The following is a 25,205-nucleotide window of genomic DNA, read 5'->3' on the forward strand; positions in this document are numbered from 1 at the left end:
TTCGGACGGGCTACCGCCGTGTGTGGCGTCGATTTCAGACAGAGGCGCGGGCGTCCGCGGGCCCCTCTTTCTCTCAGCAAAGCATCATATTTGAGTGATCGTGCACTTCTCCGCCAAATAGCGGAGTGAGCGTAGGTTCGGAGAGCAGAAACCCTTGAACATGTGTTGCTCCCGCGGCCTGCGCGGCTTCAAACTGCGCATAGGTTTCGACGCCTTCAATGACCACGACCGGGGCGACACAGGATGCGAGGCCGACCATGTGCGAGAGAAAGCGCTCCGCGTCGTCACGACCCAGACGCAAAAAGAATCCGTCGATCTTCACGATGTCGACGGGCAGCGACAAAAGCGCTTCGGGTGTCGAGAACCCTGTGCCAAAGTCGTCGACGGCAATCCTGTAACCAAGCGCCTGCACACTTTGCAGAAACCGGCCGGCTATTGGAAGTCCCGATACGGGCAGACTTTCCGTCAACTCGAGCACAAGCCGCGATGAAAACCTCGTATTTGCAGACAGCAGATCGAAGAGAAGCGCTCTGTTGCGTTCGTCGGAAATACTTTCGACTGAAATGTTGCACCCGAGGACGCCGGATGGCTGGCACGCGAGCCAGTCGAAAGCGAGGGCGAGCATATGCCTGTCAAGCGCGGCAACACGGCCTGCCGCCTCCAGATAGCCGATGAACTCGCTGGCTGCCATGATCTCGCCATCGGGTTTGACGAGCCTTCCCAGGCATTCGGAGTAAAGGACGCGGCCGACGTCGGCGACTGAATTGATGTGTTGAAGCGAAAAGCCGACACGTCCCTGTTTCATTGCCTGGTCGAAGACTTCCGCGACACGATCAAACATTCGAACTCCGCCTGGTTTGGCAACCGGCCCGACAACATCGCCGGAGCCGGCCGCCTGTTTTTGTTTTACTGGGCGCTTTCTACTTCCGGATCCGTTTCTACTTCCGGGTCCGTCTCATCCACCGTCGACGGCGGCAGCGTCTCGCGGATTTCGTCGATCTTGCCGACCGCAGGGCCAACGCCGAGTATCTCCTTGGCTTCGTCGACCATGTCGTCAGTCACCACACCGTCCTTGGTGAAGCTGGCAAGCGCATCACGCAGCGCTTCGTCACTCAGCGCCGGGTCCGTGGGGATGGCATCCTCACCGTTTTCAGCCTCAAACTCGGCATAGGCGATCGCATAGGCCCGAACCCCGGCCATCTTCGGATCGTTCGAATTGAGGTAAGCGTGGTAATTCCGGTTGAGCGAACGAAAGCCCGGCGCATTCCCCGGCGTTACCGGTTCAACAACCGGCTCCAACTCCACCGGCGCCGATTTGACGACCTTCTCGGCCCTCGCCGGCTTGGACGCTTTTTCCTTGCCGTTTGATGTATGGGTCTTCTTATGCGATTTCTCGCCGGACTTGTTTCCCTTCGTGTCCTTGCTTCCACGCGCATTATCGGACTTGCCGTGGCCGGAACTGCCACCACGATCACTGCCGTGGCCGCCACCATGGTCACTACCGTTTCCGCCACCATGGTCGCCGCCGTTGCCGCCCTTGGCATAGGCGAAACCGTTCAGCCCCAAGTTACCGCCAGCAACCGGCGCGATTGCCAGTGTCAGTGTCATGATGCTTCGCGCGATCAGTCTCGTCATGGCCATGAGAATCTCCTTATTCCAACTTGCTGTTCACTGTCCTTTCGCGGACTCAGGCGAACGATCATTGATGAACGGACGATATCTGCGCCCCGGACACGGCGCCATTGGCCCCAGACCATTGCCTCCGCACTTGGGACTTAGGTCCGGGCCCAAAGCATCAAAGGTCCGATCAAGCTCGCGTCGATCGTCCTGCCATTGACCGCGCTTCGAGAGTGGTTAGGTTGAGCTGGGCTTGCTACAATCGTCGCGCCGCACGAGCCGGCGGCCCGATCCGAGAGACCTGGTGCGCTTCAATCAACTCATCACCCGCTGGAATTCTCAATCGCTCGCCAGGCAGTTTCTGCTGATTGGGGGAGCAGTCTCCGCATGCGCCATGGTGTTGATCGGAGCCTTTGTTTCGAACCGGATCGAAGATGCGGTCACCCGGAACTCGGCCGCGACGACTGCACTCTATGTCGATAGTGTGATTGCGCCGCTGCTGCCCGACATGCAGAGGAACGAAGTCCTAGACGGGACCGTGGCACGCGCGCTGGATGAGACCCTCGGCCAAGGCGCACTGGGTGACCGGCTTCTCTCTTTCCGCCTTTGGCGCGCGGACGGCACGCTCCTCTATTCGAGCGATCGGGCCGCTGTCGGCACGAAGGTTGAGCTTAGCGGTGAATTGCAAACCGCATTTTCCGGCAAGATGGCCGCGCGCTTCGATCAGGAAGGGGACGTAGCGACTGATAAAGGTTCAGGGCTACCGGCGCTTGTGATCTACAATCCCGTACTGCAGCCTTGGTCCGGGCAGGTGGTTGCCGTGTCGGAATTCCACGAGGTCGCCAATGAGTTTCAGCAAAGTCTCAATGAGGCGCGTATGCACACTTGGTTGGCGGTCGCGGCCTTCACACTTGCCTTCTTTGTCGTGCTGTCGGCAATCGTGCTTCGCGGTAGCAAGACGATCGAGAGCCAGCGCCATGCCCTCAAGCAACGGGTCGAGGAGCTCTCGGAATCGCTCGCGCAGAACGAAAAGTTGCGGGGTCGCCTCCAACGCGCTTCGCAGCGCGCCACGGCGCTGAACGAAAGTTATCTGAGACGTATCGGAGCGGACCTGCACGATGGCCCTGCCCAACTCGTCGCCTACGCCTCGCTCAGGTTGGATAGTGAAGCCTTGAAGCGCAGCAAAACGCCGGCCGCCACGCGCGACCGCGAAATTGGTGCGATAAAGGCGAGCTTGGACGAAGCGATGCAGGAGATCCGCACGATCTGCGGCGGCCTGGTCCTGCCGCAGATAGAAACGGCGGGTTTGACCGAAATCCTGCAGCGGTGCGTAAAGGCGCATCAGCAGCGGACTGGTTCACCCGTCGAGCTGCACTTGACGAAGCCTCCCGAACGCCTCTCGCAGGCGGCGAAGATATGCATCTACCGGTTCGTGCAAGAGACCCTCAACAACGGCTTTCACCACGCCGGCGGTGTCGGACAGCGGGTAACGCAGCGGACGGATGGCGACCGTGTCACGATCGAGGTTGCCGATAGTGGACCCGGTTTTGACCCGGACACAGTTCTGCCCACAAGTCTTGGTCTTGCCGGCTTACGAGAACGGATCGAAAGTCTCGGAGGAACGTTCGAGCTCGTTGTGGCAGCGACCGGTACAACCGTTCGCATGACGACCAGCGTCAAGGAGATATGACAATTATGGCGTTTCCCATTCGCGTTGCTATCGTGGACGATCACCCCTTGTTTCGGGAAGGTGTGACGCGGAGCCTGTCGGAGATCGAAGGCTTTGAAATTGTCGCCGAGGGCAGCTCGAAGGACGATGCCACCCAGATCGCGGAGCGCCTTGGACCGGATATCATGCTCATGGATATCTCCATGCCCGGTGGTGGCTTGGAGGCCATACCGGCGATCCTGAAAATCGTCCCATCACAGAAGATTATCATGCTCACCGTTTCCGAAGACGGCGACGACGTGACAACTGCGCTGGATCGAGGTGCCACCGGCTATGTGCTGAAGGGCGTCGGCGCAAGAGCGCTTGCCGAGGTTATTCGCACCGTGGCTTCGGGAGAGCGCTATGTGGCGCCGACCTTGTCGGCCAAGCTTTTGTCCAGCCGGACACCAGCGGCAGGCGGCAAGTCCGGCCTGATCGCCGGTCTAACGCCTCGGGAAAGGGAAGTTCTGGAATTGGTGGCAGCCGGCATGAGCAACAAGCATATCGCAATCCAACTGGACCTGCAGGAAAAGACCGTAAAGCATCATATGACGCAGATCATGACGAAGCTGGGCGTCGGCAACCGCACTGAAGCGGCCATGGTGCTACGCGACGCGCGCGAAGTCTGATCCACGTCGAACAAGGATGGCGCAAAGGGCGGCGTGCGCCTACCCTCACCTAATGCAAGAATGAATCTATCCGTTTTCTATCGTTTGCCGTCGCGCGGCGGTTGATGATGGTGCGTCCGCGGGCATCCTTCATGATGTAGCGGCCATTCGCGATCTCTTCGGTAATGCCGCCTTCGTGGCGAACGCCGACATCCTGCCCATTGGCCTTTGCGTTCCCACGATTGGAGTTCTTGGAACGCTCGCTGTTGGAGTTGGAGCGGTCACTGCCATTTGAACTCCCACCTCCGCTCCCGCCGCCGCCGCCTCCACCATTCCCGCCGCCGCCGCCTCCACCATTCCCGCCGCCGCCTCCTCCACCATTCCCGCCCCCGCCTCCATTACCATTGCCACTGTTGGCGAAGGCGACCGACTTGACGATCGTAAGCCCAGCGCTCGACGTTTCGAGGCTGTAGGGTAAGGAGATGGCGAGGGTGCAGACTGCCGGCAAGAATGCTGTCAGGACCATCCGACGCGTGATCATAATGTCTCCAAGGTCATTTCGTGCGCAAGCGCACTCAGCGCGGCGGGCAACGAACCGACTTTGCCCTTGACCGAGACGCACAGTCAACTCGCTCCAGCAAAGATCCTGCCTGCACAGGACCTTTCCCTCAGCCCGGCTGGACCTTCGTCCCATCCAAGCCAGACTATGGTCGGAAGACCGGGCGGGGATCCGCTGGTGCGATCCGGCTGATCAGCCAGGCAGACGCGCTTGAGCCGGTCTCTGACTGGGGGGGTGCTGGGTTTAGCCTGATGCCGCCGTCTGGTTAAAAAGACGGCTCCCGGAGGAGCCGATGAGGAAAGCGAAGGGGCCAAATGTCAGGATCGCCGATCTATGAATGCTCCTGGTTGACCCCATTTGAAGGGCATGCTGTTAGGGCGGGGCTAGATATTCATCGATTGCCGCGCCAGCGTATGGTGTTTCTCCAAGAGGTAGAGTGGCGCCAAAGGTTCCGCCATGGGACTTCAGCCTCACTCCTCGCGGCAAAGGTCTTAGTTCCGTTGTCGCACGTTCCGGTCGCCCTAGTCTTCCTGTTCAGCCCATGGCACTTCGGCCCGTAACCGCCATGGGAGGGTAGCGGCTTCAGAGTGGTCCTATCGTCCCCGCCCGACGGCTCTGGTGCCGCTGCCCGATCCTCCGGCGGTCATCGCGAAAAAAAGAGCCTCTACCGCTAAGGAAGAGGCTCAGTCGGTGCATGCGATTGGCCTCTGCAGCGGGGACTGCATTGAGGGTGGCAATCGCAATGAGACAAGGGTGACTGAGGCCCCGCCCAAAGACAACGTCCCTAAAGGGACTAGCCCTGATTAGCCGAAGGCGTAACCTGGTGCCTGCACAGTGTTGAGCGGCGGTTTAAGAGCGTGGCAGCCGCACACCTTCCAATCTACTCTTCATGAACGCTTTCAAAGGCAGCGTCCTGCGAAAGAACCGACGTCTCAATCGGAACGGTTGCGTTGCAACAGTCGACCAAAGGCCTGTCGTCGTATACCAAGAAGGGCGGACGCCCGGTTGAGGATTAGATTGCTTGTCGGCCCCGCTGGTGAGGTCCCTTCGCACATAAGACCTAAGTCCTATTTGTGCCGGCAAAGGTCCTATCCTGCTTGTTGCGCAATTCAATCCCAGAATATCCTAACTACAACCATGGCGTCATCCACCGCCACGGCCGCAAAAGTGGTTCCAGAGTCGCGTGTGACGCCTTTCCGGGCGACTCTGGAACACAGCGCCAAACTGCTCGCAGGTTCATTAATTTTAATTAAAAATCCGAACCTCCGCATGTCATCTCTGCTTTTCGCTGGGACATTTATGCCAGACGGCTCGACCGTTCAGCCGCAACGCTACCGATGCCCTTACGCTGATCTGGTTTCGCGAGGCGGCACAACTTCCGATTTATTAGATAGTTCTTATGGATGACTTGAAGGGCCTATACAAGAGGCGTAGCGTCCCAATCTAAAGCAGGTGCCTCAAAATAGAGCACCTAACAAGGCGTGATGAGAGAACACGCATAAGAGGAAAATTTCCCAGAACAAATCTGTTTGTCCGAAGTGAAGGGGGCCCTGACGCTTAAGGGGCAGCCCCTTTCTTTTGCCAATTCACTCTCGCGGAGGATTGCTCGATGGCATTGGATATTCTGGCTCAAGACATCATCATCGATGAGAGCACCGGTCTTCAGGACGACGATATTAACCCATTGGGCAACACCAACACCACGCTGTTGTATCTCCTAAGTCTTGACGATCCGGGCGGGCTGAGCTCACCGGAGGTCGCCTACCAAGCCGACTTCGTGCAGGCCTCGGCGAGCGCAGGGGAAACCATCTCCGGGATCGTTCTCGCGCAGGATGCCTCCGGCACACCCTTTTCCAAAACCGTCGGCGTGAACAGCGGCATTCGCACGGTCGATGGCAACTATGTCTGGCTGTTCCAGGACCCAACGAATCCAAACGTCGTGATCGGCGTCATCGGAACCTCCGACCCGCTTGCAGAACCCGATGAAACCGGGCCGCTCGCCTTCGCGTTTGGGCTGGACCCCACGAGCGCCACTAAAGCGGACCTTTACCTGGTTCAGTACGTGCCGCTGCTCCATCCGGATGAGACCGACCCGGACGACCGCATCGATCTGACTGATCATGTGTTCGCCTCGGTCACGGGGACCTCAGTGATCAGTTTCACCGGTGAGAATGCCCATCCCGGCAGTAATGAATTCAACCTGCTCAGTTCGCCCGATGACGCTTCTAAGCAGTTGCTGGTGACGGGGCTCGTGCGGTCGAGCCAACTCGACCCGAACAGCGCGCTGGTCAACAGCGAGTGCAACGTGAGTCAGCAGGGTTTTGGCGTCGATAACCAAAGCATTCAACCGGACACGGACGGGCAAAATCAACCCCTGGGACGTGAAGTGCTGCAGATTGATTTTGTGACCGGCGGTGCCGACGGTGCAGGTGATGGCGCGGACATCGCGTACGGCAGCCATCTCGAAAACATCTCGCAGGCTGGCTTCATAATCAACCAGCTCACGCCGTCGGCTCCGGGTGGGCGGGCGGACATCACGATCCGCGCCTTCAACGTTCAGGGCGACGAGCAAGGCTCGGGCTTCTTCGACGGCAGCCCGACCATCGCCGTGGACATCACCAGCATCAAGCTGACCGGCGCATCGGGGTTTGCTTCCACCATCACCGCCGACGGAACCTATGCCACAGCGAGCGGCAATGTCACCATCAGCGGGCTAAGCGGGACCGGGAACGCTGTCACCATCACCGGGCTCGATAACACAACCACCGTCGATATCACCACCAGCGGCTTTATGGATCGGCTACATGTCGAGTCAGTCGATTCGAATGAAGGGATCGACATCACCGAGGTCCATTTCTCGGCGACGGACACCAACGCCTACACCGAAGAGGTCGGCTCGTTCATCAACTTCGATGACTCTGGGCCGACGCTTGAGATCACGGCTGCGCCGGTGGTTGGTGCTGCCGAGGTGGTCGAGGCGAGCGGGGCCGGCGGCCAGAGCCAGGCGACGATCACGCCCCCGACCTTCAACTCCAGCGCGGTCGACGGCAAGACGACGAATGTGACCTACGCGCTCTCCCTGGCGGGCGGAGCGGCGACCGGGCTCACGACGACGGACGGCAACCATGCAATCACGCTGGTGGTCGACTCGGCCAGCCAGATCTCGGGCAAATACGACAGCGACGGTAACGCCACGCTCGATGCGACGGCGTTCACGGTGACGCTGTCCGGCACGACGGTGACGTTGACCTCATCGGTTGCCCTTGAGCACTCGAACGCGCCGCAAGGCGCCGGCGAGGACAACAACCTCGACCTCAACGGCCTGATCGACGTCGTGGCGACGGTGACGGTGACGGATGGCGACGAAGACGTCGTGTCGCAGCAAAGCGCGAGTGCCGGGCTGTCGCTGACCTTCAACGACACTGATCCGACGCTTGAGATCACGGCTGCGCCGGTGGTTGGCGCCGCCGTGGTGGTCGAGGCGAGCGGGGCCGGCGGCCAGAGCCAGGCGACGATCACGCCCCCGACCTTCAACTCCAGCGCGGTCGACGGCAAGACGACGAATGTGACCTACGCGCTCTCCCTGGCGGGCGGAGCGGCGACCGGGCTCACGACGACGGACGGCAACCATGCAATCACGCTGGTGGTTGACTCGGCCAGCCAGATCTCGGGCAAATACGACAGCGACGGTAACGCCACGCTCGATGCGACGGCGTTCACGGTGACGCTGTCCGGCACGACGGTGACGCTGACCTCGTTGGTTGCCCTTGAGCACTCGAACGCGCCACAAGGTGCCGGCGAGGACAACACCCTCGACCTTAACGGCCTGATCAACGTCGTTGCGACGGTGACGGTGACGGACGGCGACGAGGACGTCGTGTCGCAGCAAAGCACCAGTTCGGGTCTGTCGTTGACCTTCGACGACACCGATCCGACGCTGTTGATCACGGCCGCACCGGTGGTCGGTGCCGCCGTGGTGGGTGAGGCGAGCGGGGCTAGCGGGCAGAATCAGGTAACGATCACGCCCCCGACCTTCAACTCCAGCGCGGTCGACGGCAAAACGACGAATGTGAGCTACGCGCTCTCCCTGGCGGGCGCACCGGCAACCGGGCTGCTAACGACGCAAGGCAACTTTGCGATCACGCTGGTGGCCGTCTCGGCTACCCTGATCTCAGGCCAGTACGACAGCGACGGCGACACCGTGCTTGATTCGACGGCGTTCACCGTGACGCTGTCTGGCACGACGGTGACGCTGAACTCGTTGGTTGCCCTTGAGCACGATAACTCGCAAGGCGCGGGCGAGGACAACACCCTCGACCTCAACGGTCTGATCAACGTCGTGGCGACGGTGACGGTGACGGACGGCGACGAAGACGTCGTGTCGCAGCAAAGCACGAGCTCGGGACTGTCGCTGACCTTCAACGACACCGATCCGACGATCACGGCAGCGTTCGACGCTGATCCCGGCACTCCTGGCATCCAAACCCCGGAGCATCTTGCCAACACCGCGGGAGCAACGGCCAGCGGAACCTTTGGCTACGACATGACCGACAGGCACACGGCCGCGGAGTATGCGGCGGGTATCAGTGACTTTGTCGATAGCAACGGTGCTTTGGCGGGCGTCCAGATCGGGCTCACCGGCACGGTCGATAACGCGCAGAACCCGAACATCACCCAAGCGGTCGCAACCCTCACGGCTGAGACCGAAACATCTGCCACGTTCAATTTCTCGTTCCACTACGACAAGGATCCGATCACCGCTGGCGTGCAGGACGCAACGGCGGGCGGCACTCTTGTCTTCGACAAGGTAGCCGACACCTACACCTTCACCTTGACGGACGTGATCGACGGCTTCAGCTTCGACGTGCTGCACACCAGTGAGTTGGTGGCCAAGGCCCCCACCGGCAACACCGGCCATCCGCTGATCGTAGCGGAGCAGCTCACGCCCAACGGCGATCCGGATCCGTTCTTTGTTCAGTTCACCGCGAACTCGACCACCCAGAAGATCGGGTTCGGGTTCAACTCAACCGGCGATGGAGCGCCGAGTGGAACGCCGGCCGATACCGCATTCACGCAGGGTGCCCATGAGATGGTCACCAACGTCAACGAAGACTGGGTTAGTGCAACCCAAGCGACAAACGGGGTCGCCGGCGACACGATCCAGAAGGGTGAACTTCTGACCTTGCGGTTCTTCGCAGAAAACATTCTGCCGGATGTAAACCCGGGCGCGCCCGGTGGTGGCACTGAGCGACTGGACCCGACCACGAAAGCCGGTGGCATTGTCATCAAGTTCGATGGCATCGGCAACGGCGAAGACCTGGTCGTGATCCTCGACCTGAAGGATGCCAACGGGAACGAGATCACGCGGGCGGTCAACGTGCAGAACTCGGACCTGATCAAAGGGAACGCAAATGTCCCCGCCCCGTACAACACTGAGTTCACGCTCGATAACAACGATGCCCTGCTCATCATCGAGCAGAACGACTACACGGTCGCTGGCGAGACTTACCAGATACAGGGCGTCCAGATCATGCAGAGCGCCAATGGGCTGACGGGTGACGCCATCAACCTCATCGGGGCGACCGGGGCCAACGGCGGCAGCAATGCCACCAGCAACCTGACTGCTTTCGACACGACCGATAACGATGTGCTGAAGATCGTGGACATCGGGTTTGTCCAAAGCACGTCGGGGACGATCCCGGCCGACCTCGACTTCGCCTTCCAGGTCGCGGACGCGGACGCGGACCAGACAGCGACGCAGCACATACTTGTTGACGTCAGCTGATATTTCCCCATGGGGGGCAGTCAAGCCTGCCCCCCCATGATCTGCTCGTCCAGCTATGCGTTCTTCTGGTCCCGCGTACTAGAGTTGTAAAAGATGAAAACCAGCCAACAACGCCCCGCCCTGCAGGTTGTGATGAAAGAAGCCGGCCGGGCCATCCGGCCGCTTATCTGGTTCAGTGCCGGCATCAACGTGCTGATGCTAACCGGCGCGATCTATATGCTCCAAGTCTACCATCGCGTGTTGTCCAGCCACAGCCTGGAAACGTTGGGGATGCTGTCGCTGATGGCGATAGGCGCGCTCGCCACAATGGCGGGGCTGGAAATCGTGCGCGGGCGTCTGCTCGCAACAGTCGGATCCTGGATGAATGCGCGGTTGGCGCCGGTGCTCCTTACAGCAGCGGTGGAATATGCCGCTTCAGCGCCCGGTCAAGTCAATGCCCGTCCATTGCGCGACCTGGATCAAGTCCGGAATTTCTTCACAAGCCCGAGCATCTTCCCGATCCTTGACGCGCCTTGGGCGCCGTTGTTTTTCGGGGCCATATTCCTCATGCACCCTTGGCTCGGGTGGTTGGCGCTGGGCGGCGGGATCGTCCTGTTCGCGTTGGCATTGCTCAACGAATACCTCACACGCAAGCCATTGACTGAGGCCCAAAGCGCCCAATCGCGCGCATATGTGCAGGCCGAGGCGGCTATTCGCAATGCAGAGGTCGTGCAGGCGATGGGCATGCTGAAACCGCTGCTGGAGGGGTGGAAGGCGCAGCAGGACGAGGCAAACCATGGACAGGTTCTCGCCGCCAACCGTGGCGGCTTCATCGCGGCAATCGCGCGGTGTCACCGACTGGCCTTGCAAATGGCCATACTGGGCCTCGGGGCCTATCTCGTACTTCGCAACGAGGCCTCGCCCGGCATCATGATCTCCGCCTCGATCCTCATGGGTCGCGCATTGTCCCCGGTCGAGCAAGCGATCGGCACCTGGAAGGCGACTGTTGGAGCGCGGGCCGCTTACCGTCGTCTTGCTGCAGTCGCCGGCAAACACCTGGAGGCCACACCGGTTCTGCCACTACCGCGGCCGAAGGGTGGGTTTGAGGCCGACAATCTTATGCTTGCCCGGCAGGGCGGCGAACATATCCTGAAAGGGATCAGCTTCCAGCTCAAACCGGGCGAGGTAATGGCGCTGATCGGCCCGAGCGCGGCCGGCAAGACGAGTCTGGCGCGGATACTGGCCGGTGCCTGGCGCCCATCCGGAGGACGCGCGTTGCTTGACGGCATGGATGTCGCCCAATGGGCGGCAGAGGACCGTGGCCGCTATGTCGGTTACTTGCCGCAGGACATCGAGCTCTTCGCCGGTACTGTCTCCGAGAACATCTGCCGCTTCGCGAAGCTCGACACGCCGGTCTTCAACAACGTCGTCAAGGCCGCGCAACTGGCAGGAGTTCACGAACTGATCAAGGGACTGCCGAAGGGTTACGCTACCGAGATCGGCGAGTCGGGCGCGACACTATCGGGCGGGCAGCGTCAACGCATCGGGTTAGCGAGGGCGCTCTACGGCGATCCGGCACTCCTTATCCTGGACGAACCAAATTCCAATCTCGACCGCGAAGGTGAGGACGCGTTGATCGCAGCCATCAGCGCGATCAAGGCCGCAGGCACGACGATTATTATGATCGCGCACCGACCGAGCATCATGCAGAAAGTTGACAAGATACTGGTCCTCAACCGAGGCCAACAAGATCTCTTCGGTCCGCGTGACCATGTCTTCAACGAACTTGCCAAGCGCAACGGCGCGGTAACCCGGATCACAGCCATAGCCGCGAACCAAGGCGTCGGCGCTGGTCCGGCCGGTCGATTCACAGTCCGAAATTCGTCACCTATGTCAGAAATTGTTGCCGGAAGCATTTCAGGAGTAGATGCAGACGCGGCGCAACCACCCGAATGGAAAAAGATATGACCGTTGTGCCGCTACCCGCGCCACCGTCCCCGATGCCGAAGCCGATACCCTTGCGTATCGCGGGCGTGACGTGGGCCGGATTCGCCATCATGTTCCTGTTCTTCGGCATGGCCGGAGGTTGGGCGGCACTGGCGCCGTTGGACAGCGCCGCAGTGGCACCGGGCGTTGTCAAGGTGGCCGGCGACCGCAAGCTCATCCAGCACCTTGAGGGTGGCATCATCGCGGAGTTGAACGCCGCCAACGGTGACATCGTCAAGGCTGGCAAGGTTCTGATCCGGCTCGACGACACGCAAGCCAAAGCACAACTGGACCTGGTTCAGAACCGGATCGCAACGCGCGAGGCGCTGGCCGCGCGGCTCAGGGCGGAGCGTGACGACAAGGCCGAGATCGACTTTGATCCGGCGCTGCTCGCAAACCGTGCGACCGCTGCCAAGGACGCGGTGGCCACGCAGCGGGACGTGTTCGCGGCAAAGCGCCACAACTTGAACGACGAGCGGATCATTCTCGGACAACGCCGCCACCAGGCCGAGGAGGAGATAACCGGACTGGAGAGACTCGTTGCGACCGAGGACAAGCAGATCGAGGCTCTCGAAGGGGAGACCAAGGATCTTGAAACTCTGCTCAAGAAGGCACTCACCACCCGCGCACGGAACCTGCTGCTCAGACAACAACAGCGCGAGATCGAGGGGGAGCGCGCTACCAATATCGCGGCGATCGCTCGTGCCAGAAGCGCCATGGCCGAAATTGACGCGCAGATTCTGAACCTTAACACCGTGCGGCTGAAAGATGCTGTCGAGGAATTGAGCAAGGTTGAGGCGGATTTATTTGACCTCAAACAGCAGGAGCGTTCCGCCAACGATGTGCTTGCCCGCACCGACATCGTCGCACCGGTTGACGGTATCATCATGGACCTGAAGGTCCACACGGACGGCGGTGTCGTGAAGCCCGGCGAAACGTTAATGACCGTGGTGCCTGTCGGACAGCAACTCGTGGTCGAGGCTATGGTCAGGCCGGAGGATGTCGAGACGATCGCCCCCGGACAGCCGGCGCGTGTCAGCTTTCCAGCCTTTGCACGCTACAACCTGCCGCCACTCGAAGGCGTCGTGGAGATCGTATCGGCGGACCGCATGGTAGAGGAACGCAGCGGGGTGCCATACTTTACCGCAACCGTGTTGATTGACAGGCACGAACTCGCCAAGCTCGAGGGTCGTAAACTGTTGCCCGGCATGTCGAGCGAGGCAATGATCCGGACGGGTGCCCGCACCGTGCTTGCCTACCTTGCAGAACCAATCACGCAGAACTTCCGCCGGGCGCTACGGGAAAAATAGGGAGCCAGCCCGGTTGCGGCAGAAGAGCGACGAACGGGTTCGTTTGGCTTTGGGCGAGCAAGAAGAGATGTGATGAGCCTCTGGTCGTTTCAACCGAGCGGATGATGCGCGGATAGATTTGCTTCTCAAATGCAATGCGACACCCGACACGACGGTCCAACATCTGCCAAGAAAGCCCACGACACGCGCGTCGTTGCCCGATAGTCGTTGCGACCTCAATTCTCCCGCATAACCTTACGAAACGTTCGTGTTCGACCCACCGACATCAGAGGTCTGTCCCTTGTTCCGATGGGGAGCCAAACGGGTACACTTGACTGGCCCAGTGGTCGATTTTCGGGGGGCCATTTCTTTGAGATCATGTCAGACTTAGGTCTGGTGCGCTCTGGCAAAGGTCCTAGCGGCGTTGCTCATTCCGAAACCGCCCGCCATGCTGTTTAAGCGCCAAAGAGCCAAGGACTGCCCTCCGTCATTGGCGCTAGTGATCCCAGAGCGCTCGCCCCAGTCCCATTCGACTAAGCGCTCTGGGATCCCCCACTCCTCGTTCCGGCACAAACGCGTTTGGTCATTGGAGGGCCGAGGCGCGGCTGTCGAACAAGCGACCTCGTCAACATCGCTCTTGACGCTACTGATCTCACTGGTCGGATTGAGGATTTCCATCTCGCGGTCCTGCCGCGCTCAATTGCCGCTATAGAGCCTGCACGGTCATATTCATGTTGCTACCCCTCGGATTGTGGAGGACACTGGCCTACAGGCGTTACCTGAAGGCGGAAACGATGGATTTTGAGAAGATCGGACGGGCACGCCTGATGATGCGGCTGCCGAGGCATCGGCAACAGCTTGCGGAGCTAAGGTTCCTTTCCCTGAGTACCCTGTTAGAGGCTTATGGCATCGCGGTGATCACCCGGGATGAACTCCGAGAACACGCGATCTCAGGCGAACCTCTGACCGCCCGATACGAGAACGACTGTCAGGCGATCGAAGACAAAGTCGTGAGTTTGCTTACCAATGTTAGTCCTCGCTTTGTCAATTGAGTGCTCGCCTCTTGGCTCCTGAAGGGATCGAACGGTCGCAATTTCGGCGTGCCGGCTAAAAGCCACGGCCCCACGGGCCGTGGTGGCTGTCGGCGCCATCGATGCGGTCGAAGCCGTGGGCACCGAAGAAATCGCGCTGCGCCTGGATGACATTGGCCGTGCCGCGGCCACGGCGGTAGCTGTCGAAATAGCCGAGCGCCGAGGCAAGGGCCGGCACCGGCAGGCCGCCGAGAACGGCAGCCGAAACGACGCGGCGCAGGGCTGCGTCGGTTTCCTTGACCATGGCGGCAAAGGCCGGCGTGACGATCAGATTGGCGGCGTCCGGCGCCTTGGTGAACGCGGTGGTGATCTCGTCCAGGAACTGCGAGCGGATGATGCAGCCGGCGCGCCAGATCTTGGCGATCGTCGGCATCGGCAGGTTCCAGTTGAACTCCTTCGATGCCGCCGACATCACGGCGAAGCCTTGCGCATAGGCGCCGATCTTGGCGGCCAGCAGCGCGCTTTCGAGATCCCTGATGAAGGCGGCCCTGTCGGCCACCTTGAAGTCGCCGACCTCAGGCAGCCCGAGGATCTTTTCGGCCGCCTCGCGTTCGTCCTTCATCGAGGAGATGCTGCGCGCCGCCACCGCCGCCTCGATGCCGGTTGCCGGCACGCCCATGTTCTGTGCCTCGATCACCGACCACTTGCCGGTGCCCTTCTGGCCGGCCTTGTCGAGGATGAAATCGACGATCGGCTTGCCGGTTAAAGGATCGGCGGCCTTCAGCACCTTCTCGGTGATCTCGATCAGGTAGGAGTTGAGGCGGCCCTTGTTCCAGGTGCCGAAGACGTCGCCAATCTCGGTCGCCGACATCTTCAGGCCGTCGCGCAGGATGCCGTAGATTTCGGCGATCATCTGCATGTCGGCATATTCGATGCCGTTGTGGATGGTCTTGACGAAATGGCCGGCGCCGTTTTCGCCGAGCCAGGCAACGCAAGGGTCGTTGTCGTATTTCGCGGCAATCGAGGTCAAAACGCTCTCGACGCGCTTCCAGGATTCTTCCTTGCCGCCGACCATGATCGACGGGCCGTGGCGCGCGCCTTCCTCACCGCCGGAAACGCCCATGCCGATGAAGGCACTGTCCTTCAGCGCCTCGAAGCGGCGCATCGTGTCGCGGAAGTTGGCGTTGCCGGCATCGATCATGATGTCGCCCTTGGAAAGATAGGGCTTCAGGATTTCCATCTGCTGATCGACCGGCTCACCGGCCTTGATCATGATGATGATCGGCCGCGGCGGACGGATGGCGGCAACAAACTCTTCAATGGTGTCGCAGGGCACGATCTGGCCCTGAAGGTCGCCGGCTTCCGCGTAGAATTTATGCGTCGCCTCGACGGTGCGGTTGAACACGGCGATCTTGTTGCCCTTTTCAGCGATGTTGAGCGCCAGGTTCGAGCCCATGACGCCGAGACCGATTAGGCCGATTTCCGCCTGTGACACGTGATTGCTCCTCAGGAGATTGAACGCGAGCTGACGTTTTCGCGCGCTCGAAGTGGAGGCTCTATCGATCGGGGGACCGGTCGACCGCTGGGGCAATGAAGGCTAGAAGGCGAGTTGCACCTTCATCGAACGGCTACGGTCGCCGGCCGTCTCGAACGCACGCACCGCGTCTTCCAGGGGGAAGATGCCGGTCAACAGTGGGGTCAGGTCCACGCGGCCGGCGTTAATGAGATCGACGGCCAGCCCGAACTCTTCGTGGAACCGGAACGTACCGCGCATCTCGATCTCTTTTGCCACCACAAGGTTTTGCGGGATGGCGACGTCGCCGCCAAGGCCGAGCTGGACGAGCACCGATCGGGGTTTGAGGACGTCGAGACCGGAGCGCACCGCTTGCGCATTGCCCGAGGCCTCGAACTGAACGTCGAAGGTACCCTTGTTGGCGGCATAGGCGGCAAGCTGATCGGGATTGTTGGCAACGTTGATCACCCGGTCCGCGCCGATCGATAGTGCCTTGTCGAGCACACCGTCCATCACGTCGGTCGCGACGATCTCACGCGCGCCGTGCGCTCGGGCGGCGATGATCGCCAGCGCCCCGATCGGCCCGCAGCCGGTGACCAGGACCCGCTTGCCGAGTAGCGAGCCTGCACGCGCCACGGCATGCAAGGTGACGGCAAAGGGTTCGGCCATTGCGGCTTCGTTGCTCGAGACGCCATCAGCGATTTTGTGGCACTGCCACGCCTCGGCAACCAGCCGCTGCCGAAACGCCCCCTGGATATGTGGCATCGGCATGGCGCTGCCGTAGAAGCGCATGTTCAGGCAATGGTTCTGCTGACCGCGCTGGCAATAGTCGCAGGACCCGCAGGGGCGGCTCGGTGACACCGCCACCCGATCGCCGACGGCCAACGTCGAGACACCGTCGCCGAGCGCCTTGACCGTGCCGGCAACCTCATGACCGAGGATCATCGGTTCGCGCAGCCGCACCGTGCCGAAGCCGCCATGGTTATAATAGTGGAGATCAGATCCGCAGATGCCGCCGGCCTCGATCTGGATCTCGACCTGACCCGTTCCAGGCGCCTGCGTCTCCCGATCCTCGATCCGCAAATCCTTGGCGGCGTGAATGACAACGGCTTTCATTTCAGGACCTCAAACGACAGGGGTGGGCAGAGCTTCGCCGGCAAAATGCGCGGCGAGATTGTCGCGCACCAGCTTGCCCATGGCCTTGCGGGTTTCGATCGTGCCGGAGGCGTGGTGTGGCTGTAGCAGGACGTTGTCGAGCTTCAGGAAGCGGGGATTGAGCATCGGCTCACCCTCGAAGACATCGAGCGCCGCCGAGCCGAGCGTTCCGCTCTCAAGCCCGTCGAGCAGCGCGTCCTCATCGATGTTGGAGGCGCGCGAGATGTTGATCAGCATGCCCTCGGGACCGAGCGCCTCGATGACCTGCTTCGAGACGATGTGCCGCGTCGCAGCCGAGGCCGCGAGCGTCACGAACAGGACATCGGATCGGGCGGCAAGAGCAACCGGATCGGCGACGAAGGTCATGCCATCCGCATAGGGTTTTTCGGAGACGTCGCTATAGGCAATGTCCATGTCAAAGCCCTTGAGGCGCTTGGCCACCTCGAAGCCGATGCGGCCGAGGCCGAGTACACCGGCCCGCTGTCCCCAAACCCGCCGCTTCAGCGGATAGAGGCCTTTGCTCGCCCAGCTTCCGTCCTTGACCCAGCTTTCCGCGCCGATCATACCGCGCGACTGGCAGAGCATCATGGCGACGCCGAGATCGGCAACGTCGTTGGTCAAGACGTCAGGGGTGTTGGTGACGCGGATCCCGCGCTCGCGGCAGGCGGCAAGATCGACGGCGTCATAGCCGACCCCATAGACGGAAACGATCTTGACCTGCGGCAGTCTGCCGATCAGATCCGCCGATGCGCCAATTTCGCCTCGGGTGGCGATCGCCTGGATCTTTGGCCCATGCGCTCTCAGGAAGGCATCCCGATCTTCAGCCTCGTAGATTTTGTGAACCGCATAGCGCGCTTCGAGTTCCACCAGGTCCCAGTCCGGATAAGGACCCATTAGCAGAATGTCCGGTCTCGTCATCAGTTTCCTCCCGTGGTTGGTTCACTGGCGGCGCGACCCGCGCGGATCGCCAGCGTGTTCATCGCCAGCGCAACGATGCGCTCCAGCGACTGATCGATTTCGATGGTCACGACGTCCGCCTCCCCCGATGGCAGTTCGAGGGTGGCAAGCTGGCTGTCGAGCAGCGACAGCGGCATGTAATGGCCCTTTCGCTCACCGAGCCGCGCCGCAAGCAGCGCCCGGCTTCCCTGCAGAAAGACGAAGGTGATCGGCTGCCAGGCGACGTCACGAAGACGTTCGCGATACGCTCGTTTCAACGCCGAGCACGACACGACGGTCGCGGCCGGACTGGCCAGACGGGTGCCGATCTCGTCGAGCCAGGGCCAGCGGTCAGCATCGGTCAGCGGGGTGCCGCTGCGCATCTTCTCGACATTGGCCGCCGAATGCAGGCTGTCGCCCTCGATGAAGCGCGCGCCGAGATAGCTGGCGAGCCGTTCGCCGACCGCGGACTTGCCGCAGCCGGATACGCCCATGACGACGACCGGGCCGAAGCCGCGGCGGAGTTCAGAGACTGGTCGTGATGCCGCCATCGACATAGAGCGTGTGTCCGTTGACAAAGGAGGAGGCGTTGCTCGCCAGGAAGACCGCCGCACCCACCAGTTCTTCGACGTCACCCCAGCGGGCCGCCGGCGTGCGCTTTTCCAGCCAGGAGGAAAACTCGGCGCTGTCGACCAGCGCCTGGTTCAAAGGCGTCTTGAAGTAGCCGGGCGCGATTGCATTTACCTGCAATCCATATTTTGCCCAGTCGGTGCACATGCCGCGCGTCAGGTTCCTGACCGCGCCCTTGGTCGCCGTGTAGGGCGCGATCGACGGGCGCGCGAGCTCGCTCTGCACCGAGGCGATGTTGATGATCTTGCCGGCGCCGCGGCTGATCATGTGCCGGGCGACCGCCTGGCCGACATAAAAGACGCTGGAGACATTCGTCTTCAGCAATTGCTCCCAGCGCTCGGCGGGAAAGTCTTCAAGCGGCGCGCGAAACTGCATTCCTGCATTGTTGACGAGGATGTCGATGGCGCCGATATCCTGCTCGATCTGATCGACGCCGCGCTTTACCGCGTCCGCGTCCGTGACGTCGAAATCCGCGACATCGACAGTGTAGCCGGCATCCTTCAACGCGGCAGCAGCCGCTTCCAGCTTCGAACGGTCGCGACCGTTGAGGACCAGTGCAGAGCCGTGTTCGGCAAGACCACGCGCCAGCGCCAGGCCTATCCCTTGCGATGAACCCGTCACCAAGGCGCGTCGCCCTTTGAGGTCAAAAAGTGGAAATGACAAGCCTGTTCTCCTTCACCGCCGGGCGCTCGCACGAGACGTCCCGGCCCTTGGTCAGCCTTCGACCACGAGCCCTTTTGCCTTCAGCACCGGCTCGAGCTTGCTGACTTCGATGACCGATTTTCCTGCCTTGTATGCGGCAATGTACTCGGCTTCGGCATCTTCGCGCGCCTGCGACAGCTTCGCGACCTCAAATGCTTCTTCCCGCCGCACTACGACCAGGCCATCAGCGTCGCCGACGATGATGTCGCCGGGATGTACAACCTCTCCACCGATGATGATCGGATCGTTGGTCGAGGTCAGCGTTTCCTTGACCGTGCCCTTGATGCAGACGCTGAGCGAAAACACCGGAAAACCGAGTTCGCGCAATTGCAGCGTGTCGCGCACGCCGCTGTCAGTCACAAGACCGCCAATTCCCTTGGCAAGGCAGGCGTTGGCTAGCACGTCGCCGAACGATCCGGCCTCTTCGTATTCGCCCGCCGAAACGACGATGATGTCGCCCGGCTGAGCGTAGTTGATTGCAAGCTGTAGCATGATGTTGTCGCGCGGTGCGCAACGGACCGTAAAGGCCGGACCGCAGAGCTTCATGCGGTAATCGACGGGCTTGATGCGGGAGGACAATGCCCCCCGGCGTCCCTGCGCCTCATGGATCGTTGCCGGCGAGAATTTGGCCACCGCTTCCACTTCGGCGGCACTCGGGCGAACGGGCATTTTCTTGATATGCGTCATAATTTTTCCCATGGGTGGTCGCGGCGGGCGCGACGCCCGCCGTTTGCGTTGTTCAAAACATTTGGAAAAACGGGGGTCGCTTACGCGCGACCCGGCCCCATCAGGGGATCGGGTCGAATTTCAGTTCGGAGAGCGGTGCAACCTTGTCGGTGCGAGCCATCTTGTATTCGGTGTTCGGGCCGAGCCACTTGTCCCAAATCTGGTTGATCTCGCCGCTATCATCGAGCTTGTGCAGCACTTCGTTGATCTTGGCCGTCAGTGCCGGCTGATCCTTCGCCATGCCGACGCCGATCGGCTGGAACAGCATGGGCTCAGGGATCATGCGCATTTCCTTGCCGCGGGTCTTCGATTCGTTGACCAGCTTCGTGGTCGTCATCGTGTTGGCGACCATGCCGCGGGCCTTGCCCTGCTGCACGGCGAGATAGGCCGATGCCGTGTCCTGGAAGGTGAGCGGCTCGGACTTGTTGAGCTTGATCGACATTTCGGAGGTCGAACCCTTGGTGGAGGCAAGGCGCTGGCCGGCATAATCGGTCTTTGCCTTGCCTGCATCGTCCGCCGGCACGATCAGCATTTCCTTGGCGAGGTAATAGGGATCGCTGAACTGGATCTGTTCGGCACGGCTCTGCGTATAGGCAAGATTGGCGACGGTGATATCGACCCGGCCGAGTTTCACCTCCGGTACGCGTGCTTCAACGGAAACCGGTTTGACCTCGGCCTTCACGCCGAGTTCACGGGCGATTGCGCCGCACAGATCGACGTCGAAGCCGACCATTTCACGCGTCTTTGCGTCCGGAGCGGCGAAGGGCGGCACGTCTGCGAAAGTCGCGCACCGCAGTGTCTTTTTGGCGAGGATGTCTTCGAGTTGATCGGCCTTCGCCGGACCTGCGAGCGCTGCCGCCGCGGCGGTCAATCCAAGAAAAAGATGGCTGCACTTCATTGCTGTTCTCCTTCGTTGTTGGTCTTGCTTGTTCTAGTGGCGCAGGTCGGCGAGAAACCGCTGCGCACGCGGATGCCTGGGGTTCTTGAAGAATTCCTCAGGCGTCGCGGTCTCGATGATCTGGCCTGCGTCGATGAACCAGATGCGGTCGGCGACATCACGGGCGAAGCCCATTTCGTGCGTGACGCACATCATGGTCATGCCTTCGGCGGCAAGCGACTTCATGACGTTCAGCACTTCTCCGACCATTTCCGGGTCGAGCGCGCTGGTCGGCTCATCGAACAGCATCACGGGCGGCTCCATGGCGAGCGCGCGAGCGATCGCCACGCGCTGCTGCTGCCCGCCGGACAATTGGCCCGGATAGGAGTTGGCCTTTTCGCGAAGTCCGACACGGTCGAGCAGCTTCAGCGCCTTCTCGTGTGCCTCCGCCGGCGCCACCCCCTTCACCCGGATCGGGGACATCGCGATATTGTCGACCGCGGAAAGGTGCGGGAAGAGATTGAAGCTCTGGAAAACGAAGCCGATGCGGCTGCGCAGGCGGTTGAGGTCCCGCCCGCTCATCTGCGCGTGAACGTCCTGCCCTTCGAAGAAGATCGAACCGCTGTTGATCTCCTCGAGCCGGTTCACCGTGCGGATCAAGGTTGACTTCCCCGAGCCGGAGGGACCACAGATGACAACCACCTCGCCCCGCGCCACGGTCGCGTCGATGCCTTTCAAGACGTCATAGTCGCCATAGCTCTTGCGGACATCGGCGAGCCGGATTGCCTGATCCTTTGCAATAGTGGAGGTTGACGCGGTCATGGCTGCTCCGTGGCGTTCGGTGTCAGGGAAATCGGCAACTGCCCACGGCGTTTCGGGGCGATAAGGCCAGCGCGACGGCGTGTAATGCGTCGCTCGACGACATTGGTGACCCAGGTGAGCGACCAGCAGATCAAGTAGTAGGTCAGCGCCAGGATGAGGAAGACCTGGAAGGGCTGCGTGAGGAGCTGGTTGTTGACCTGGCTGGCAGCGAAGGTGAGATCCGGCACGTTGATGACGTAGCCGAGCGTCGTGTCCTTGATGGTTGCGACGAAGGTCGACAGCATGCTCGGGATCATGTTGTAGAGCGCCTGCGGCAGGATCACGTAGCGCATCGCGCTGAAATAGCTGTGACCGAGCGCACGAGCTGCATCCATCTGGCCCTGCCCCAAGGCAACGATGCCTGCCCGGATGATCTCGCTGAGGAACGCGCCCTGGTAGACAACCAGGGTCGTCAGCATGGTGAGGAAGCTCGGCACATCGGCGCCCGTGAGCAGCGGCACGAGGAAGTAGCTCCAGAGCACGAGCATCAGGAGCGGCACTCCGCGCGTCACATAGACGAGTACGGTCACCGGCCAGCGCAGGACCCGGTATTTAGAGAGCCTGGCGAAAGCCAGAAGGATCGCGAACGGAAAGGCAATCGCGATGCTAAGCGCCGAAAGGATCAGCGTATTGGCAAGGCCGCCGAGCGGTCCGTTCGGGTACTGCCCGATAAGGAGCAGCAACCAGTATTGGTCGACGATGGCGATCAGGTCATGGATCATCGTCTCGCTCCATTCGCCGGATCAGCTCGCCAGGTGAGGTAGGCACCAGCGGCCATGATTATCAGGGTGAAGAAGAGATAGAGGACCGTACCGACCAGGTAGATTTCGAAGGTTCGGAAGGAGAGGTTCTCGATCTCCTTGACGGCATGGGTGAGCTCCGGCGCGCCGATCACGATGGCAAGGCTGCTGTTCTTGAAGAGCGAAACGCTGTGATTGACAAGCGCCGGCAAGGCATTGCGAACACCCTGCGGGATCAGCACGAAGCGCATCGCAGAGAGATAGCCATGACCCAGGGCACGTGCCGCCTCCATCTGGCCGGGATTGACCGAGCGCAGGCCGGAGCGCAGATCCTCGCTGAAGTAAGCCGCCTGGCAGAGGCCAAGGCCGACGACGGCGAAGATCATTTCGGCCGAATGCGCAGAGAGCCAGTCAGCCAGCCCGGAGGGCAGGATGGTGTAGATGCCGAAGTACCAGAGCATGAGCTGCACGAGCGTCGGCACATTTCGGTGATAGGACACGTAAGCTGCGACCACCGCATTGCCGATGCGGCCGGGAGAAAAACGGACGGCGAGCAGGATGACCGCAAGTGTCATCGCCAGGGTCCACGAGCACACGGCGATGATGAAGGTCATCTCGATGCCATGCAGCAGCATGGCCACGTATTCCGGGTTCCCGAGGATCGCGGCGAGTTCGAAGCCCTTCACGACCGTGGTTCCTTCGTCTGCGGTTTGGCCGTCTGCAGTCCACCCATCACCTGAAGCGTCGGGGTGATTTCCATGTGCCCGATGTTGACAGCGACGGGTGCGGCGATCGCAAAGGCGATCGCATCGGCGATGTCGCTCGCCTGCGGCAGTTCGAAACCGTCGATGAAGCGCTCGCGGATGGAAGGATCGTTGCCGTGAACATGGTTGAAGATGTCGGTTGCGACTCGACCCGGGCAGATCTCGGTTACGCGCACGCGCTTGCCGAAGGTGTCGATGCGCAGCTGGTTGGACAGCATGCTGACGCCGGCCTTGGTCGCGTGATAGGTGGAGTTGCCATTGAAGTTGTAGTTGCCGGCAATCGAAGAAATGTTGATGACATGGCCGCGGTCGCGTTCAGCCATGCCAGGCACGATCAGCCGGCAGAGATGGAGGACGGCGCGCAGGTTGACATCGACGAGGAGATCGATGTCGCCATCCTCTGCTTCGAGAAATTTCTTCGGCCGGTCGACGCCGGCATTGTTCACCAGAATGTCGAACTCAACTTCACCGGCAAGCTTCGCCAGTGCGGCACGGTCGGTTACGTCGATTGCGTGAGAAATGCAGCCGGTGCGCTCGGCAAGTGCCTTCAGCGCATCGGCGCTACGGGCAACCGCATGCACCTCGAGGCCCTCGCGGCGGAGCCGCTCGACGACCGCAGCACCGATCCCGGAGGATGCGCCCGTCACGAGTGCGGTTCTGTAATCGGAAAAGGACATTTTGGTTCCCCTGTTGTTGAAAGAGAGAGTAGCGAAGCTTTCCGGCTCTGAATAAGACCGTTTGAATCTGGATGGATAAGGATGGCTTATGGACTTGCGGCGAGCCCGTTGCTCTGTAACATCTGGGGCGAACAGGCAGGCAGGGCATATGGATATCAGGCGTCTCAAATCCTTCATCGTCATCGTCGACACCGGTAGCATCACGCGGGCAGCCGACGTTCTCCACATCGCCCAACCGGCCCTCAGCCAGCAGCTTGCCGCGCTGGAAGACCATTTCCGCCAGAAGCTTCTGATCCGCAGCCAGCAGGGGGTCTCGATGACCGAGGCCGGCAAGGCCGTTTACCGTCACGCCCAAATCATCCTGCGGCAAATGGACCAGGCACAGGCGGACGTAAAGGCAGCCGGCGATACGCTTGTCGGACGCGTCTCGGTTGGTCTCGTGCCCTTTTCGAGTGCGGCCACGCTCTCCGTCGAGCTGTTGACAGAAACGCGTAAGCGCCATCCCGGCATCTTACTGCATCTGACCGAAAGTGTGGGTCAGACCTACAGCCAGATGATCATGAATGGCCGGCTGGAAATGGCACTGATCCATGGTACCGGACCCATCAAGGGTGTTCGGTTCGAGCCTGTGTTCGTGGAAGAATTTCACCTTGTGGCGCACCGCGATTTCGGCATCGAACCGGGTGACGCGCCGCTGCCGTTGAGTTCTCTCAACGACGTTCCGCTGCTCCTGCCGCCGCCCTACAATTTCGTGCGCCGGGCGATCGACCTTGCCTTCACGCGCGCCCGCTTCTCGCTGAATGTCGTGGCCGAGGTCGAGATCGTCCGCACACTCGCGCGCGCCGTCAGCGGCGGGGTCGGGGCGACCATCATGCCACGCGCCATAGCTGAACGGATCATTGCAGAGTCGCCGGAACCTCTCGTCTCGCGCATGGTCACGCCGAAGATCGAAGAGACCCTTTCGCTCTGTGTTTCCGATCAGAGCGAACTGTCGGAGCCGGCACTGGCGGTGAGATCTATCCTCATGGAGCTCACCGCCCGCCTCAAGGTTTAACTGCTGAG

The 25,205-nt window shown here is 61.1% G+C and carries 21 protein-coding genes; 7 read left to right on the plus strand and 14 right to left on the minus strand.

Annotated features, from left to right (window positions below; all coding sequences use genetic code 11):
- Nucleotides 1–73: 73 nt before the first annotated feature.
- Entirely contained in the window at nucleotides 74–841 is a 768-nt protein-coding gene (locus tag AC3WWH_RS30805) for an EAL domain-containing protein (protein WP_058324667.1), read from the minus strand.
- A 65-nt stretch (nucleotides 842–906) separates the two neighbouring features.
- The gene (locus AC3WWH_RS30810) at nucleotides 907–1,641 is read right to left on the minus strand and encodes a hypothetical protein (protein ID WP_058324666.1); all 735 of its coding nucleotides are present in this window, start codon (nucleotides 1,639–1,641) and stop codon (nucleotides 907–909) included.
- 280 nt (nucleotides 1,642–1,921) lie between these two features.
- Between AC3WWH_RS30810 and AC3WWH_RS30815 the strand changes: the two genes are divergently transcribed.
- Together AC3WWH_RS30815 and AC3WWH_RS30820 are read left to right on the plus strand one after the other, a co-directional pair.
- Nucleotides 1,922–3,307 (plus strand): sensor histidine kinase, encoded by a 1,386-nt coding sequence (locus tag AC3WWH_RS30815; protein WP_058324665.1) that lies wholly within the window; start codon nucleotides 1,922–1,924, stop codon nucleotides 3,305–3,307.
- 5 nt (nucleotides 3,308–3,312) lie between these two features.
- Entirely contained in the window at nucleotides 3,313–3,954 is a 642-nt protein-coding gene (locus AC3WWH_RS30820; RefSeq protein WP_058324664.1) for a LuxR C-terminal-related transcriptional regulator, read from the plus strand.
- Between the two features lie 49 nt (nucleotides 3,955–4,003).
- Here AC3WWH_RS30820 and AC3WWH_RS30825 read toward each other — a convergent pair whose 3' ends face one another.
- Nucleotides 4,004–4,474, minus strand: a complete 471-nt coding sequence (locus AC3WWH_RS30825) for a hypothetical protein (protein ID WP_058324663.1) — start codon at nucleotides 4,472–4,474, stop codon at nucleotides 4,004–4,006.
- A 1,627-nt stretch (nucleotides 4,475–6,101) separates the two neighbouring features.
- Here AC3WWH_RS30825 and AC3WWH_RS30830 point away from each other — a divergent pair.
- The 4 genes from AC3WWH_RS30830 to AC3WWH_RS30845 all read left to right on the plus strand — a co-directional run bounded on the left by AC3WWH_RS30830 (nucleotide 6,102) and on the right by AC3WWH_RS30845 (nucleotide 14,583).
- Nucleotides 6,102–10,277, plus strand: coding sequence for a beta strand repeat-containing protein (locus AC3WWH_RS30830; RefSeq protein WP_492377445.1), 4,176 nt, complete (start codon nucleotides 6,102–6,104; stop codon nucleotides 10,275–10,277).
- Nucleotides 10,278–10,370: 93 nt separating this feature from the next.
- Entirely contained in the window at nucleotides 10,371–12,224 is a 1,854-nt protein-coding gene (locus AC3WWH_RS30835) for a type I secretion system permease/ATPase (protein WP_082641189.1), read from the plus strand.
- Nucleotides 12,221–13,552, plus strand: a complete 1,332-nt coding sequence (locus AC3WWH_RS30840) for an HlyD family type I secretion periplasmic adaptor subunit (RefSeq protein ID WP_492377446.1) — start codon at nucleotides 12,221–12,223, stop codon at nucleotides 13,550–13,552. The genes AC3WWH_RS30835 and AC3WWH_RS30840 overlap by 4 nt, the downstream gene beginning before the upstream one ends.
- A gap of 773 nt (nucleotides 13,553–14,325) precedes the next feature.
- Nucleotides 14,326–14,583, plus strand: coding sequence for a hypothetical protein (locus tag AC3WWH_RS30845; RefSeq protein WP_058324660.1), 258 nt, complete (start codon nucleotides 14,326–14,328; stop codon nucleotides 14,581–14,583).
- A 55-nt stretch (nucleotides 14,584–14,638) separates the two neighbouring features.
- Here AC3WWH_RS30845 and gnd read toward each other — a convergent pair whose 3' ends face one another.
- From gnd to AC3WWH_RS30900, 11 genes are all read right to left on the minus strand, one after another.
- Complete coding sequence (gene gnd, locus AC3WWH_RS30850) at nucleotides 14,639–16,057, minus strand: NADP-dependent phosphogluconate dehydrogenase (RefSeq protein WP_492377447.1); 1,419 nt, start codon at nucleotides 16,055–16,057, stop codon at nucleotides 14,639–14,641.
- Between the two features lie 102 nt (nucleotides 16,058–16,159).
- Nucleotides 16,160–17,191 carry an L-idonate 5-dehydrogenase gene (locus tag AC3WWH_RS30855; protein WP_113399304.1) on the minus strand — a complete coding sequence of 344 codons (1,032 nt, stop codon included), beginning with the start codon at nucleotides 17,189–17,191 and terminating at the stop codon, nucleotides 16,160–16,162.
- Between the two features lie 9 nt (nucleotides 17,192–17,200).
- Nucleotides 17,201–18,148 carry a 2-hydroxyacid dehydrogenase gene (locus AC3WWH_RS30860; RefSeq protein ID WP_492377448.1) on the minus strand — a complete coding sequence of 316 codons (948 nt, stop codon included), beginning with the start codon at nucleotides 18,146–18,148 and terminating at the stop codon, nucleotides 17,201–17,203.
- Entirely contained in the window at nucleotides 18,148–18,660 is a 513-nt protein-coding gene (locus AC3WWH_RS30865) for a gluconokinase (protein WP_492377449.1), read from the minus strand. The genes AC3WWH_RS30860 and AC3WWH_RS30865 overlap by 1 nt, the downstream gene beginning before the upstream one ends.
- Nucleotides 18,661–18,691: 31 nt before the next feature.
- Nucleotides 18,692–19,459: an SDR family oxidoreductase gene (locus tag AC3WWH_RS30870; protein ID WP_113399305.1), complete on the minus strand. Its 768-nt coding sequence runs from the start codon at nucleotides 19,457–19,459 to the stop codon at nucleotides 18,692–18,694.
- A 51-nt stretch (nucleotides 19,460–19,510) separates the two neighbouring features.
- The gene (locus AC3WWH_RS30875; protein ID WP_113399306.1) at nucleotides 19,511–20,185 is read right to left on the minus strand and encodes a 4-carboxy-4-hydroxy-2-oxoadipate aldolase/oxaloacetate decarboxylase; all 675 of its coding nucleotides are present in this window, start codon (nucleotides 20,183–20,185) and stop codon (nucleotides 19,511–19,513) included.
- Nucleotides 20,186–20,285: 100 nt separating this feature from the next.
- Complete coding sequence (locus tag AC3WWH_RS30880) at nucleotides 20,286–21,122, minus strand: ABC transporter substrate-binding protein (protein WP_113399307.1); 837 nt, start codon at nucleotides 21,120–21,122, stop codon at nucleotides 20,286–20,288.
- A 33-nt stretch (nucleotides 21,123–21,155) separates the two neighbouring features.
- Complete coding sequence (locus AC3WWH_RS30885) at nucleotides 21,156–21,923, minus strand: amino acid ABC transporter ATP-binding protein (RefSeq protein WP_058322059.1); 768 nt, start codon at nucleotides 21,921–21,923, stop codon at nucleotides 21,156–21,158.
- A complete protein-coding gene (locus AC3WWH_RS30890; protein ID WP_058322058.1) occupies nucleotides 21,920–22,684 on the minus strand; it encodes an amino acid ABC transporter permease in 765 nt (254 codons plus the stop codon). The genes AC3WWH_RS30885 and AC3WWH_RS30890 overlap by 4 nt, the downstream gene beginning before the upstream one ends.
- Entirely contained in the window at nucleotides 22,681–23,388 is a 708-nt protein-coding gene (locus AC3WWH_RS30895) for an amino acid ABC transporter permease (RefSeq protein WP_093233868.1), read from the minus strand. Before AC3WWH_RS30895 ends, AC3WWH_RS30890 begins: the two co-directional genes overlap by 4 nt.
- Nucleotides 23,385–24,143 (minus strand): SDR family oxidoreductase, encoded by a 759-nt coding sequence (locus AC3WWH_RS30900; protein WP_058322056.1) that lies wholly within the window; start codon nucleotides 24,141–24,143, stop codon nucleotides 23,385–23,387. The genes AC3WWH_RS30895 and AC3WWH_RS30900 overlap by 4 nt, the downstream gene beginning before the upstream one ends.
- Nucleotides 24,144–24,291: 148 nt before the next feature.
- On the opposite strand from AC3WWH_RS30900, the gene nac reads away from it, so the two are divergent.
- The gene (nac, locus tag AC3WWH_RS30905) at nucleotides 24,292–25,197 is read left to right on the plus strand and encodes a nitrogen assimilation transcriptional regulator NAC (protein ID WP_058322055.1); all 906 of its coding nucleotides are present in this window, start codon (nucleotides 24,292–24,294) and stop codon (nucleotides 25,195–25,197) included.
- Nucleotides 25,198–25,205: the final 8 nt, after the last annotated feature.

The organism is Ensifer sp. EB106-03-01-XG145 (assembly GCF_058792075.1).

Bases quoted from the DNA above. Each gene is read 5' to 3' on its own strand.
- AC3WWH_RS30805 (WP_058324667.1), bottom strand. From the start codon at position 841: ATGTTTGATCGTGTCGCGGAAGTCTTCGACCAGGCAATGAAACAGGGA.
- AC3WWH_RS30810 (WP_058324666.1), bottom strand. From the start codon at position 1,641: ATGGCCATGACGAGACTGATCGCGCGAAGCATCATGACACTGACACTG.
- AC3WWH_RS30820 (WP_058324664.1), top strand. From the start codon at position 3,313: ATGGCGTTTCCCATTCGCGTTGCTATCGTGGACGATCACCCCTTGTTT.
- AC3WWH_RS30825 (WP_058324663.1), bottom strand. From the start codon at position 4,474: ATGATCACGCGTCGGATGGTCCTGACAGCATTCTTGCCGGCAGTCTGC.
- AC3WWH_RS30830 (WP_492377445.1), top strand. From the start codon at position 6,102: ATGGCATTGGATATTCTGGCTCAAGACATCATCATCGATGAGAGCACC.
- AC3WWH_RS30835 (WP_082641189.1), top strand. From the start codon at position 10,371: ATGAAAACCAGCCAACAACGCCCCGCCCTGCAGGTTGTGATGAAAGAA.
- AC3WWH_RS30840 (WP_492377446.1), top strand. From the start codon at position 12,221: ATGACCGTTGTGCCGCTACCCGCGCCACCGTCCCCGATGCCGAAGCCG.
- AC3WWH_RS30845 (WP_058324660.1), top strand. From the start codon at position 14,326: ATGGATTTTGAGAAGATCGGACGGGCACGCCTGATGATGCGGCTGCCG.
- AC3WWH_RS30855 (WP_113399304.1), bottom strand. From the start codon at position 17,191: ATGAAAGCCGTTGTCATTCACGCCGCCAAGGATTTGCGGATCGAGGAT.
- AC3WWH_RS30860 (WP_492377448.1), bottom strand. From the start codon at position 18,148: ATGACGAGACCGGACATTCTGCTAATGGGTCCTTATCCGGACTGGGAC.
- AC3WWH_RS30865 (WP_492377449.1), bottom strand. From the start codon at position 18,660: ATGGGCGTATCCGGCTGCGGCAAGTCCGCGGTCGGCGAACGGCTCGCC.
- AC3WWH_RS30875 (WP_113399306.1), bottom strand. From the start codon at position 20,185: ATGACGCATATCAAGAAAATGCCCGTTCGCCCGAGTGCCGCCGAAGTG.
- AC3WWH_RS30880 (WP_113399307.1), bottom strand. From the start codon at position 21,122: ATGAAGTGCAGCCATCTTTTTCTTGGATTGACCGCCGCGGCGGCAGCG.
- AC3WWH_RS30885 (WP_058322059.1), bottom strand. From the start codon at position 21,923: ATGACCGCGTCAACCTCCACTATTGCAAAGGATCAGGCAATCCGGCTC.
- AC3WWH_RS30890 (WP_058322058.1), bottom strand. From the start codon at position 22,684: ATGATCCATGACCTGATCGCCATCGTCGACCAATACTGGTTGCTGCTC.
- AC3WWH_RS30900 (WP_058322056.1), bottom strand. From the start codon at position 24,143: ATGTCCTTTTCCGATTACAGAACCGCACTCGTGACGGGCGCATCCTCC.
- nac (WP_058322055.1), top strand. From the start codon at position 24,292: ATGGATATCAGGCGTCTCAAATCCTTCATCGTCATCGTCGACACCGGT.